Annotated in this window: 7 protein-coding genes; 3 read left to right on the forward strand and 4 right to left on the reverse strand. The window is 69.6% G+C overall.

Going from position 1 to position 13,848, the window contains the following annotated elements:
- Positions 1-531 precede the first annotated feature (531 nt).
- The 3 genes from GO999_RS21130 to cfa all read left to right on the forward strand — a co-directional run bounded on the left by GO999_RS21130 (position 532) and on the right by cfa (position 8,017).
- Positions 532-4,578 carry a beta strand repeat-containing protein gene (locus GO999_RS21130; RefSeq protein WP_249215080.1) on the forward strand — a complete coding sequence of 1,349 codons (4,047 nt, stop codon included), beginning with the start codon at positions 532-534 and terminating at the stop codon, positions 4,576-4,578.
- Positions 4,575-6,290 (forward strand): ShlB/FhaC/HecB family hemolysin secretion/activation protein, encoded by a 1,716-nt coding sequence (locus GO999_RS21135; protein WP_211906826.1) that lies wholly within the window; start codon positions 4,575-4,577, stop codon positions 6,288-6,290. The genes GO999_RS21130 and GO999_RS21135 overlap by 4 nt, the downstream gene beginning before the upstream one ends.
- Before the next feature lie 560 nt (positions 6,291-6,850).
- Positions 6,851-8,017: a cyclopropane fatty acyl phospholipid synthase gene (gene cfa, locus GO999_RS21140; protein WP_020830468.1), complete on the forward strand. Its 1,167-nt coding sequence runs from the start codon at positions 6,851-6,853 to the stop codon at positions 8,015-8,017.
- A 65-nt stretch (positions 8,018-8,082) separates the two neighbouring features.
- On the opposite strand, the gene GO999_RS21145 is transcribed toward cfa, so the two are convergent.
- The 4 genes from GO999_RS21145 to GO999_RS21160 all read right to left on the reverse strand — a co-directional run bounded on the left by GO999_RS21145 (position 8,083) and on the right by GO999_RS21160 (position 13,558).
- Positions 8,083-9,243 carry an ABC transporter substrate-binding protein gene (locus GO999_RS21145; protein ID WP_021155528.1) on the reverse strand — a complete coding sequence of 387 codons (1,161 nt, stop codon included), beginning with the start codon at positions 9,241-9,243 and terminating at the stop codon, positions 8,083-8,085.
- A gap of 492 nt (positions 9,244-9,735) precedes the next feature.
- The gene (pyk, locus tag GO999_RS21150; RefSeq protein ID WP_016723540.1) at positions 9,736-11,154 is read right to left on the reverse strand and encodes a pyruvate kinase; all 1,419 of its coding nucleotides are present in this window, start codon (positions 11,152-11,154) and stop codon (positions 9,736-9,738) included.
- Between the two features lie 3 nt (positions 11,155-11,157).
- A complete protein-coding gene (locus GO999_RS21155) occupies positions 11,158-12,441 on the reverse strand; it encodes a glycerate kinase type-2 family protein (RefSeq protein WP_029240603.1) in 1,284 nt (427 codons plus the stop codon).
- 223 nt (positions 12,442-12,664) lie between these two features.
- Positions 12,665-13,558 (reverse strand): LysR family transcriptional regulator, encoded by an 894-nt coding sequence (locus tag GO999_RS21160; protein ID WP_019719909.1) that lies wholly within the window; start codon positions 13,556-13,558, stop codon positions 12,665-12,667.
- Positions 13,559-13,848: the final 290 nt, after the last annotated feature.

The raw sequence follows: 13,848 nt of genomic DNA on the forward strand, positions 1-13,848 counted from the left end.
CGTCCGTCCCGGCGCCAACACCGGCCGGGACGCCGGCAACTGCACGTGCAGGTACGCGGACGGCAAGGCTGTCCGCGTACGGAACGCAGGCCTGATGCGCGGCGGAATGGCGGGCAGAGGATCGTCCGTCACCGCTTGCGGGCCATGACATCCTTGCGGCCCGACAGTGTGGATGCAACCGCCTGATCTGCCGCGGTGGAGATTCATCCGTAGAAACCCTCGGTTGGCGAGCCTCATGCATGACATGCAAGGCCAGGCCATCCGGCCACGCCGTGCCGAGAGAGCCCCCCGGTTGCACATGCCGGGCCGGTCCGGCGATCCGGCCCGAAGCGTCCATTCGCAAATGGCACCCGCCCCCGGTTTGCGGAACCGCGTTCGCGGTGCGCTAAAGCTCTTTTCCGCGTTGCCGAAGAGAGTTGGGATATCCTCGCCTCCCACTCCGTATGGTGCTTGGTAGGGCACATGAGACATTTCCCCACACTCCATAGCGTTGCCCCCATTCCGAGTGGCGCCGCCATCACCCGAGCGGCCGTGACCGGACGTGCCAGGCACCCGCGCGCGCCGGTGCGCAATGCGTTGGGGGGCACCGTCCTGCTTGGCACCTTCGCCGCCGCCATGCCCGCGTTCGCTGCGCCGGCCGGCGGCACGGTGACCTCCGGTTCCGGCAGCATCGGACAAAACGGCACCACCACCACCGTCACCCAGACGTCTTCCCGGCTGGCCATCGATTGGTCCGCCTTCGGCATCCAGGCCGGTGAAACGGTCAACTTCATCCAGCCCGGTGCGGGGGCGATCGCACTGAATCGCGTCACCGGCCATGAAGCCACCAGCATCTTCGGCAGCCTCAACGCCAACGGTACGGTCTTCATCCTCAATCCGAACGGCGTGCTGTTCGGCGGCGGCGCGCAGGTCAATGTCGGCGGCCTCGTCGCCAGCACGCTGGGACTGAGCAACGCGGATTTCGAGGCGGGCCGCTATGCCCTGTCGGGCGGCAGCACCGCCGGCGTCACCAACCAGGGCACGATCACCGTCCCCAGCGGCGGCAAGGTCGCGCTGATCGCCAACAGCGTCGACAACGCCGGCAACATCAGCGCCCCGAGGGGCAGCGTACTGCTGGCGGGAGCCGGCAACGTCACGCTCACGCTCGCCGATGGCAGCCCACTCGGCTACACCATCAGCGCGGGGGCGGCCCGCACCCTCGTCAACAACGGCGGCATGATCGTCGCGGATGGCGGCCGCGTGGTGCTCACGGCCCGCGGACTCGACAGCCTGAGCGAATCCGTCGTCAACACGACCGGCGTAGTGCTGGCGAGAACGGTGGGGAACAACCAGGGCACGATCGAGCTGATCGGCGATCCGGTGGCGGGCCTGACCCAGGTAAGCGGCCAGATCGACGCGAGCGCGCCCGACGGCGGCGGCAACGGCGGAAGCGTCAAGGTGCTGGGCACCAAGGTCGGTGTATTCGATGGCGCGCGGATCGACGTCAGCGGCATGGCGGGCGGCGGTACCGCGCTGATCGGCGGCAATGCCCAAGGGGCGGGCCCCGAGCCCAATGCCACTGCCACGTATGTCGCCCCGACCGCCGCGATCGATGCCAGCGCCATCCGGCAAGGCAACGGCGGCAGGCTGATCGTCTGGGGAACGGATGTCGCCAATGTGCACGGATCGCTGTCGGCCAACGGCGGCGCGCAGGGCGGCAACGGCGGCCATGTTGAAACCTCGGGCCATGCGCTGGATACGGACGGCATCGCCGTCAGCGTGGCCGGCGGCGGCGGCGGCACGGGCGGCCTGTGGCTGCTGGATCCGTACAACGTCACCCTCTCCGCGGGCACGCAGACCGGCGGTGCGTTCTCCGGCAACGTGTGGACACCCAGCGCCAGCGGCTCGCTGGTGAACACCTCCAGCATCCAGAGCCTTCTCAACAGCGGCGGCAATGTCACCATCACCACGACGGGTGCCGGCACGCAGGAAGGCAACATCGCGATCAACGGCAGCATCAGCAAGACAGCCGGCGGCAATGCCAGCCTGACACTGATCGCCGACGGACGCATCACCACCAACGCATCCAGCGGCACGCACCGCACCATCACCAGTACGAGCGGCACCCTCGACGTATCGATGACGGCGCGCGCGACCACCAGCGCGGCCAGCACCAGCGGCATCAATCTGCGCTACGTGGACATCAACGCCAACGGCGGCAACATTTCAGCGACGGCCAGCGGGGCCCAGTCCGGCACCGCGGCGGCACTCAGTCTCCAGAACAGCAGTTGGAGCACAACCGGCGCCGGCAACATCAGCCTCTCTGGCACCCTGCCCGACAACGGCAACAGCCAGGGCGTCTTTCTGAATGCGAACACGCTCACCACGGCGTCCGGCTCGATCACGGTATCCGGCACCAGCGGCGGCATCGCCACCATCACGGGCACCAACAGCAACGGGGCACCGCTGTTTTCCACCAGCAACATCGGGGTGTACCTGGCCGGCGGCAATACCCTGCGGAGCACCGGTGGCGGCGCGATCGCGCTCACGGGCACGGCAACCGGCGCCACCGCCACCTGGGCAGGCAGCGGCGTAACGCTGAGCGCGCTGGACTCGCTGTCCACCAGCGGCGCCGTGACGATCAGCGGCACGGCCAGCAATCCGGTCTCCAGCACGTACCGGAACCAACTGTCCACCGTGAACATCGCGGGCACCGGCTCGAACGCCGCCAGCCTGACCGGGGGCACGGTCACCATCACCGGCACCAACAGTGTGGTGGGCAATGCAAGCAGCACCAGCAACGGCAACGCGGCCGTCAAGCTCGACGGCAAGGTCAATCTCACGGCCACGGCCGGCCCCATCAACATCGCCGGATCGAATGCGGGCGGCGACGGTGTCTGGGGCTCGGGCAGCGGCGCGGTCACGATGAGTGCGCCGGCTTCATCGTCGATCACGATCAGCGCGCGCTCCCTCGATTCGGTCAGCGGCTACAGCGGGTTCTATATCGGCGGCGGCGGCGCGACCCTGACGTTTGCAACGGCGGCGCCGGTCAGCATTGCGGCGGAAAGCCTGGTCGGTGCCCGCAAAGCGTTCTGGAACAAGGGCGGGCTGACCGTCCCTGGCAACCTGAGCATCGTCACGACCGGCGGCGCCATTGCCGACGACACGACCCATGGCGGATATTTCCACGTCACCGGCAGCACCTCGATCGACAGCAGCGGCGCCGGCAACACCGTCAGCCTGACCAACAGCGGCAACACGTTCGCCGGAGCGATCTCGCTCAACGCGGGCGACACCACGCTGGCCAGCAGCACATCGCTAACGCTGGACAGCTCGACCGTGAACGGCGCCCTGAACCTGACCGCGCCCGGCATCACGCAAAGCGGCGCGGTGTCGGCGGCCGGCACCGCCACGCTCAATGGCGGCAACGCGGCCATCACGCTGACCAACGACGGCAACGCTTTCAATGCCCTGGCCGTGACCGGCGCCGCAGGGGTGAACGTGGTGAACGCCAACGCACTGAGCGTGACGGGCGTCACGTCGACGGGAGCGGTGCGCTTCACCACCTTGAGCGGCGACCTGGCCACGCGAGGCAACTGGTCGATATCGGGCGGCGACCTCACCCTGTCGGCCGGGGCAGGCAACACGCGCGGCACGGCGAGCGGCGGCAACGTGGACAGCCAGGCCACCCTGGCGGTCGACGCCGGCCGCACCATCACGGTGTACAGCGGCGCGGTCGGCTCGACCGTGCTTGGCGGCACGCTGGCCGGGCGGGCCGCCGCCGGCAGCGGCAACTTCCGCTACAACCGGCAGGATGGCGATGCCCCCGGCGCCGACGGCATCGGCGATGGAGCGACCTACGTGATGTACCGCGAACGGCCCACCGTGACCGTGACGCCCACGGACGCCGCCAACACCAAGGTGTACGACGGCGGCGGCGCGAGCGACCCCGCACTCGCCTACACCATCGTCGGCCAGGTCAACGGCGACAGCGCCACGCAGATCCTCTCCGGCAGCCTGGCCCGGGCGGCTGGCCAGAATGCAGGACGCTATGCCATCTCGCAAGGCACGCTTGCCGACCAGCTCGGCTACCAGACCGTCCTGGATGTCGGCCACGCCTTCAGCATCACGCCGGCGCCACTGCTGATCACCGCCAATGGCGCGAGCCGCACGGCCGGCCAGGACAACCCCGCCTTCAGCGCCACCTTTGCCGGCTTCGTGGGCGGCCAGACCGCACAGACCGCCGACCTGCGGGGCACGCTGCGCTTGCTCACCAGCGCCGATGCCGGCTCGCCGGCGGGCAGCTATGCCATCGTGCCGGATGGCATCTCGAGCAACAACTACAGCATCCGCTACGCCGCCGGCACGCTGTCGGTGCTGCCGGCCAGCCCCGCCCCGATGGTCGCGGTGCCCGGCGAGCCGTCCTACATGAATGCCGTGATCGACATGCAGGCCAGGATTCGCGCGGCAGGGCTGGCCTCGGCGCCGGAGCCGGCGGAGCGCAGCGCAACGGGATGGCGCACCACGACAGCCACGTTCCGACAGGACGATACCGCCAGCGACAACGTGCCAGGGAATCGCCTGGCCGCGCAAGAATGACGGCCCCCCCGCGGGCACGCGCGCGCAGGCGCCGCCAGCCCGCGCGCACCTATGCCCGCCTGACCCTGGAGAGTGCGCTGCTGCTTCTGATGGCACCCGCCGTCTGCGCGGAGCTTCGGCCCGACGCGGGCGACGTCGCACGCGATACGGCGCCTGCGCAGCTCCTGGGCATGCCCGCCGGAGGGACGACCCTGCCCGGCACCGCTGGCGATCAGGGTGACGGCAGCGTGCCGCAGGATGCCACCCCCATCCCCGTGCGCCACGTGCGCGTGACAGGGGCACGGCTGTATCCGACCGCAGTGCTGGAGGCGCTGGTCGCCGACCTGAACGGCGGCACGCGCACGCTGGCGGACCTGTCGCGCGGCGCGGCGCGCATCACCCGCTTCTATCGCGCGCAGGGCTGGCCGCTGGCAAGCGCCTATCTGCCGGCCCAGTCGATCCGGGACGGCCAGGTCGAGATTCGCGTCATGGAGGGCACGTTGTCCGGCGTGCGCATCCAGGCCGATCCGCAAAGCCGGCTGCGCGCCAGCGTCATCGACGCCCATCTGGCGGCGCTCGAGCACGATGCGCCGCTCAACCAGGCGCAGGTCGACCGCGCATTGCTGTTGCTGTCCGATCTGGCCGGCGCCAGCCTGAACGCCAGTCTGGCTGCCGGCGCGCGTCCTGGCCAGACCGAACTCGTGATCGGCAGCCGGGCCGCCCCGCTGACAAGCGGCCGCCTGGAGGCCGACAACTACGGTTCGCTCTACACGGGACGGACCCGCGTTGGCGGAACACTCAACGTCAACAGCCCCACGGGCCATGGCGAGCAGATCAGCGCGCGCATGCTGGCGAGCGACGACCACCTCTATTACGGCAGACTGTCCGTGCAGATGCCGCTGGGGAGTCGCGGCCTGAGCACTGGCGCCGGTTTTACGCACACGCAGTACGTACTGGGCTCGGCCTTCACGCAGCTCGATGCGCGCGGGCAGGCGGACATCGCCGAATGGAACCTGACCTACCCTTTCGTCCGTAGCGTTGCGCACAACGTGTTTGGACAGTTCAGCGCGGAACACCGTCGCATCTCCGACCAGGTGGGTGCCTCCGGCACCGAGACCGGCAAGCGGGCCGACCACTACAGCGCCAACCTGCTGTACAGCGGCCGCGATGGCGTGGGCGCCGGAGCCGATACCCAGGCGGCGCTGCGCATCGGAACAGGCACGCTGGGCATCGATTCGCCCACCGCCGCGCGCATCGATGCATTGGGCGCGCAGACGGCCGGCCGCTACAGCACGCTCAATCTCGATCTGCAGCGCAACCAGAGGCTGGGCGGCCCGTGGGGCCTGCTGCTTGTCCTGCGCGGCCAAGCGGCATCGCGCAACCTGGACTCCTACCAGAAGTTCGTGCTGGGCGGTGCCAATGGCGTGCGTGCCTACCCGGCCGGCGAGGCAGCCGGCGACGAAGGCTGGCTGGCCAGCGGCGAACTGTATTACGCGGCAAACCCGTTGTGCATCCCCAGCGTGTTCTATGACGCCGGTGGCATCGGGATCAACAGGCATCCCTATCTGACCACCGCCAACCGGCGTGTGCTGCACGGCTATGGCATTGGCCTGCGAGGCAGTCACCGGACATTCGACTGGAGTGCCAGTCTCGCCTTCCGGGGTTCCGAACCCACGCAGACGGAACCGGATCGACGTACGCGCCTTTGGGTACGGCTCGGATGGGCGTTCTAGCCACCCGGGAAAAAACACCTCGCGAAACCGCGCCGCGGAAAGCCCAGGCAGCCGGGCAGCCGGGCAATCGCGCGACGGCCACGGCCTGACCGCCACCGCCCCGCGATCAGCTCACCAAGCGGCCATTGCTACCGATCGTCGTAACGTCGACATCGTCCAGCCTGGCATGGCTGGCGCGATCGTGATGCGAAAGTCCGCCATCACGTGCGAGGCCTGCCCTCGCGCATGCACGAGCACGTACACCAGCGCGGCCGACGCTTTTGCACCGGCGATCGATAAGCCTGCCCGGCGGCGCGGCTCGCATGCGGCCGCTGCCGCCCGGCCCAGGCGCGGGTGTCGGCACGAGCGCGCAACCTATCCGCACCATTAAGAAATTCAATTTTTTTGCGCGCTCGGGTTCCGCTTAGCATCGGCTCAACCGTCAGCCGACGGCCTGTCGCAGATAGCCGCCATGCATGGCGCGACCGATCGCCTGCGCTCGGTGCCGAACCTGACCAGGCGCTGCCCGATTGAGGCCGTTGACGCAAACCACCACCGAAGCGGTCGAGGATGCACTGTCCATGAGCACTACCGAAAGTCTGGTTCCATCGCAGGGATCGCACAGGGATGACAGTGCACGGCGCTATATCGAGCAACTGCTGGCCCAGGCCGATGTGCGGATCGACGGCACCCGACCGTGGGACATCCGGCTGCACGATCCCGGCGTGCCGGCCCGCGTGCTCGCACTCGGCAGCCTCGGGCTCGGCGAAGCCTACATGGACGGCCATTGGGATTGCGCTCACCTCGACCAGCTGTTCGACCGGCTGCTGCGCGCGCGGCTGGACCGCACGGTGCGCGGCATGTCGGCCGTGCTGCATCATCTGCGGGCGCGGCTGTTCAACCGGCAGACGGTGCGGCGCGCATGGCAGGTCGGACACACGCACTACGACCTGGGCAACGACTTCTACGCGGCGATGCTCGATGCGCGCATGACCTACACCTGCGGCTTCTGGGAAGGCTGCGGCACCCTGGACGAAGCGCAGGCGCACAAGCTGGACCTGGTCTGCCGCAAGCTCGGGCTCCAGCCGGGCATGCGCGTGCTGGACATCGGCTGCGGATGGGGCAGCTTCATGCGGTTCGCGGCCAAGCGCTACGGCGTGCAGTGCACCGGCGTCACCATCTCGGCGGAGCAGGCCGGCTTCGTGCGCGCACAGTGCGCCGGCCTGCCGATCGAGACCCGGCTGGCGGACTACCGCGACCTCGACGGCCGCTTCGACCGCATCGTGAGCCTCGGCATGTTCGAGCACGTGGGCCGCAAGAACCACGCGGCCTACATGCGCGTGGCCGAGCGCTGCCTGGCCGACGACGGCCTGTTCCTGCTGCACACCATCGGGCGCAACGAGAGCGGGCACGGCACCGATCCGTGGATCGACCGCTACATCTTCCCCAACGGCGAGCTGCCCACCCTCGCCGACATCGGGCTCGCCTGCGAAGACCGCTTCGTGGTCGAAGACCTGCACAACTTCGGCGCCGATTACGACCGCACGCTGATGGCCTGGCACGCGAACTTCGAGGCCGCATGGCCGGCCTTCTCCCGTACGCTGGGGCCGCGCTTCCACCGCATGTGGCGGTATTACCTGCTGTCGTGCGCCGGCGCGTTCCGCGCGCGCGACCTGCAGCTGTGGCAGTGGGTGCTGTCCAAGCCGGGACGCTCCGGCGTATACCGGCGGGTGTCCACGACACGATAAGACCCGCCGGCCCCTACCCGCCGCCGCCGGCTCCCGGCTCAGCAGGGCGGACTCCACTCCGCGCGTCAGCGGATCACCTGCCCCCGCGCGCTCACGATCGTCATTTCGACAAAGCTCGAGCCGAGGTGATTGCTTGGCGAGAAGTTGAGCACGAAACCGCCCATGTCGTGGTTGCCCAGGGCTTCGAGGGCCCGGATGAACTTGTCGCGCGTGAGATCGCGGCCCGCCCCTCTGAGCCCATCAACGAGCGCGCGTGCAGCGATATAGCCCTCCAGGCTGCAATAGTCGAAGTCGGTGATGCCATTGGCCTTGAGCAGCTTCTGGTATTCGCGCACGATCGGCGTCGATACGCTGCGCGGATAAGGCATGACCTGGGAGATCACAACACCGCTTCCGGTCGTGCCCAGTTCCTTTGTCTGCATCTTGGAGCCGACCAGCGACAGGTTGTAGAACTGGCCGGCATAGCCTTGAACCTGTGCCTCGCTCACCAGCGCCACCACCGTCTGATAGCCGCAGACAACGGCGATGACCTCCGGCTTCTGCGCCAACACGCTACTGAGCACTGCCTTGATATCGGTGGTGTAGCGCGCCACGCTCGCCTGGCCGACCAGCGCCAGACCTGCATTGGCCGGAAGGGCCAGCGCATGCCGGAGGCCGTCCAGTCCGGCCCTGCCATACGCGTCGTCGTTGTAGATCACGGCGATGCGTTTCTGGCCCACGGCCCTGATCTGTTGAATGATCGCCGCGGTTTCGTCGTTGAACCCGGCACGCACGTGGAAGACGTTGCGGGCGAAGGGCTCGCGCAAGGACTGCGCGCCGGCGTACGGCGCAAAGAACGGCACGCCCGCCGGATTGGCAACCTTGAGCGCCGCCATGCTGCTCTGCGTGCCGACATAGCCGAACAGCGCGAACGCCTTGGCGTCGTTGATGAGCGTCCTGGTATTGCGGGCGCTCGTGTCGGCATCGAACCCATCGTCCAATACCTTGAAATCGATCTTGCGGCCGTGGATTCCGCCCGCCGCATTGACAGCGTTGAAATACAGCCGGGCACCCAGGCTCAGCTGCTGGCCCAGCTGTGCGGCCGCCCCGCTCAATGGGGCCGACTGGCCGATGATGATGCTGTCGGCCGTGACACCGTTCTGCGCATGCGCGTGGCACCCCGTCCAGAACAGTACAACAGCAGCCAGTTTCGCCAGCCAGCGCTTCAACAACCGGTCTTGTGCCATCTTTCCACTCTCCCCAGAGACATATGCGCAGGCGCTCGTCCCGATTGACGTGCGCCCTCGATACTCGGACCTGCGTTCGAATGTGCGGTGCGCGCCGGAAGACCGTATCGATCCGGGCGTGCCGGCCCACGATGCGGGAAGCGGTTGCGGCGCGTGATTCAGCTGCATGAAGCCACGCAGCACCGGTCATGGTGCTGGCTGATCTCACCGACAACGTCTTCAGTAACGCCGACACATCGCGTACGGCATGCCTCGTGCCGACACGCGGATCACGCTGCACGCAGGCATCCCGGGCCAGGCATATCGCGCCGCGCGGACCTACCCCGCTCGAGCGCCATGGCGCCCGGCAGGCCAGCATCACGGCGGCAACGACCCGCATGCTTCAAGCGCATGCAGACCGCCGCAACCCAGGAACCTCGAGGAAATTGTAGGCAGCCCCTTGCCGCAAGGTTTTCAACTTTGCTCAGCGCCGACAGCCCCGTGGCGAGGATGTCATTCCACCTGCGCGATGCGCAGCAGGTTGGTCGATCCCGGCGTGCCGAATGGCAGGCCCGCCGCGATGACGAGGGTCTGCCCCGCTTGCGCGAACCGCCGCTGCACGGCCGTCTGCCGCGCCACGTCGGTCATCGCCTCGACGTCGAGCACGCCGTCGCAGATCACCGGATGGACGCCCCACACCAGCGCCAGCCGGCGCGCGGTTTCCGGGCGCGGCGTCATGCCCAGGATGGCGGCGCGGGGCCGCTCGCGCGCCATGCGCAGCGCCGAGGCGCCCGAGCTCGTGTAGGCAACCATGGCCGCCACGTCCAGCAGGCCGGCCACCGAGTGCGCGGCGCAGCCGATCGCATCCGGCGTATTGGCGCCGGGCGGCGTGTGCGAGGCGTCGATGGCGGCGCGATAGTGCGGGTCGGCTTCGGTCTGCGCGATGATCCGCCGCATCATGGCGACGGCTTCGACCGGGAACTGGCCGGAGGCGGTCTCGGCGGACAGCATGACCGCATCGGCGCCGTCGTAGACGGCAGTGGCCACGTCCGAGGCCTCGGCGCGGGTGGGCACCGGCGCGCCGATCATCGACTCCAGCATCTGCGTGGCCACGATGACCGGCTTGCCCAGCCGGCGGCAGGCCCGCACGATGCGCTTCTGGATGGCGGGCACCTGCTCGGCCGGCAGCTCGACGCCCAGGTCGCCCCGCGCGACCATCACCGCGTCCGTCTCGGCCAGGATGGCGTCCAGGCTGTCGATGGCGGCCGGCTTTTCCAGCTTGGCGACAATGCCCGCGCGGCCGTGCACGAGCTGCCGGATCTCGGCGATGTCGGCGGCGCGCTGCACGAACGACAGCGCGATCCAGTCGACACCGAGTGCCAGGCCGAAGGCCAGGTCGGCGCGGTCCTTCTCCGTCAGCGCCGACAGGGGCAGCACCACGCCCGGCACGTTGACGCCCTTGCGGTCGGACAGCATGCCGCCGTTGACGACGCGCGTCTCGGCGTGGTCCGGGCCGCAGGCCACGACTTCGAGCCGCAGCTTGCCGTCGTCCAGCAGCAGCGCCACGCCGGGCCGGATGGCCGCGAAGATTTCCGGATGCGGCAGCGCGACGCGCGTCGCGTCGCCGGGGCGGCCGGTCTCCAGGTCGAGCCGGAACAGTGCGCCGTCGTCCAGCCGCACCCGGCCCTCGGCGAAGGTGCCCACGCGCAGCTTGGGGCCTTGCAGATCGAGCAGCACGCCGAGGGGTCGGCCGAGCGCGGCCTCCACCGCGCGAATCCGTTCGAGCCGCCGTTGATGATCGGCATGCGCGCCGTGGCTGAAATTCAGGCGGAAGACATCCGCGCCCGCACGCGCGAGCGCTTCGATCGTGGCGTGGTCGTCGCTGGCCGGACCCAGCGTGGCGACGATCTTGGCATGGCTGGAACGTTGCATGGCTCAACCTCCGTTGGCAGGGCCATCGATGACGATGGCGCGAAAATCGTTGACGTTGGTCAGCGTCGGACCGGTGATGACCGCGTCGCCCAGGGCCTGGAAGAAGCCGTGGCCGTCGTTGTTGTCGAGGCACGCGCGCGGGTGAAGGCCGAGTGCCCGCGCCCGAGCGATCGTGTCGGGCGCGATGCAGGCGCCGGCGATCTCTTCGACGCCGTCCACACCATCGGTATCGCCCGCGATGGCGTGCACGCCGGGCAGCCCGTCGAGCGCCACCGCCAGCGACAGCAGGAACTCGACGTTGCGGCCGCCCCGGCCGTTGCCCCTGAGCGTGACGGTGGTCTCGCCGCCAGACAGCAGCACGCACGGCGCCGCGAACGGCTGGCCGCGCCGCGCCACCTGCCTGGCCATGCCGGCCATGACGAGGCCGAGATCGCGCGCCTCCCCCTCCAGGCTGTCGCCGAGGATATGCGGCGTGTAGCCGGCGGCCCGGGCCACCCGGGCTGCCGCTTCGAGCGCGATCTGCGGTGCCGTGATCAGGCGCACCGTGCTCGCCCGCAGGCGCGCATCGCCCGGCTTGATGCTCTCGGCCGCGTCGCCGCGCAAGTGCGCCAGCACGCTGGCCGGCACGGCAACGCGATAGCGCGCGAGCACGGCCAGCGCATCGTCGCGCGTGGTCGGGTCGGCCACGGTGGGGCCGGAGGCGATGTCGATCGGATGATCGCCGGGCACATCGGAGATCAGCAGCGTCACGACGCGCGCCGGATGGCAGGCCGCCGCCAGCCGCCCGCCCTTGACCGCCGACAGATGGCGCCGCACGCAGTTCATCTCCGCGATGGTGGCGCCGCATTGCAGCAGTGCGGCATTGACGGCCTGCTTGTCGGCCAGGGTGAGGCCCTCGCCCGGCGCCACCAGCAGCGACGAGCCGCCGCCGGAGATCAGGGCAATCACGAGGTCGTCTTCGGTCAGGCCGGACACCAGCCGGCGCATGCGCGCGGTGGCCTGCAGGCCGGCCGCATCGGGCACGGGGTGCGCGGCCTCCACGATCTCCACGCGCTCGCAGGGCACGGCGTAGCCATAGCGCGTGATGACGAGCCCTTCGAGCGGCCCCGGCCAGTGCGCCTCCAGGGCCTGCGCCATGGCGGCCGAGGCCTTGCCCGCGCCGATGACGATGGTGCGCCCCCTGGGCGGCGCCGGCAGGTGTGGCGCCAGGCATCGCGCGGGCTGCGCGCTGGCCACGGCGGCGTCGAACATGGCGCGCAGCAGCAGCCGGTGGTCGGCTTGGGGCATGGGTTTCATGAGATCGCTCGGCAGACGGACAGGGACGGGCCGCGGCGTGCGGCGCACCGGTTGGCGATGCGGCCCGATGCCAGTCTATGAACGGCTGCGCGGGGTACCTAGTGGCAAATCGTCAAGGCAGCGTGGACGCCCAGGAATACCGCGCTGCGACAAGGCCCGGCGGCGCACCGCCGCCATGCGCGCGAGGGGAAACCCTGAGGCATGGCACGCGCCGTCAGGCCGCCCCGGTATCAGCCGGCCAGACCATGGGAATGGTCGCCAGCAGCGCCTGCACCACTGCGTCGTCCGCGCCGGCGCGCCGATGCAGCAGGCACAGCGGGCAAGGCAGGCGCGCCCCGCTCCAGACGACGGCCTGCCCGCCCAGCGCCATGCCGGCGGCGAGGCGCTCGCGCATCAGGCCCAGCGCCACGCCGGACTGCACGAGGTCGATCATGGAGGCTTCCTGGTCGGCCTCGACCACGGTGGTGTACGACAGCCCCCGCTCGGCGAACATCTGCGCGACCAGCCCGTGCTGCGAGCTGCCGGCGGGCGTGGCGAGCCACGGCATGGCGGCGAGATCGGCCCAGGTCGCCTGGCGCAGCCGGGCCTCCCACGCGGCCGGCGCGACCACCACGTAGTGCTCGACGGTCAGCGGATACGCCGCGATCTCCGGGTCCCGCACCGCGCCGAGGTAGAAGCAGGCGTCCACCTGGCCATCCTTGAGCATCTGCAGCACGCTGCCGGAAATGCCGTGGACCAGCGACACGTCCACGTGCGGATAGAACCGCAGCAGCGCCGCCAGCAGCGCCCCCAGGCGCAGCGACTCCGGATCGATGATGGTGCCCAGCCGCAGCACCCCCGACACATGCTCGCGCAGCGACGCCGCCAGCGCGCCCATCTCCTGGGCGGACTCCACGATGCGCCCCGCGACGGCCAGCAGCCGGCGGCCGGCCGCGGTGGCGGTCATCCCGCTCGGGGTCCGGTCGAACAGCAGCACGCCCAGCTCGTCCTCCAGGCTCTTGATCTGCTTGGAGACCGCGGACTGCGTCAGGTGCAGCTGTTCGCCGGCACGCCCGAGCTGACCGGTGCGCGCGACGGCGAGGGCGGCTTTGAGTTGATAGAGTTCCATGGGCGGCAAGGCGGGATCGGCACGGTAGTTTGGCAGAATCCGGCGGCCTTGCCTGTGTCGGCGGGGCCGCCGCATTCACGCAAGCCAGCCGGCATCATCAGAAGCGGTGGGTGAAAGGTCGGTCATGCAGTCGAGGCCAGAAGCAAAACACGCCTCCAACTATCGGCGGCTACAGCCGCCCAGGCAATGCGCGCCCCCCGACTTGACGGCGAAGCACACGCCATCGCCAGCTTGAGCCGGCCCGGTAGCACTCGACGCCCCGCAACCGCGACGCCAACGCGATTGTCCGC

The organism is Ralstonia nicotianae, assembly GCF_018243235.1.
GTDB lineage: Bacteria > Pseudomonadota > Gammaproteobacteria > Burkholderiales > Burkholderiaceae > Ralstonia > Ralstonia nicotianae.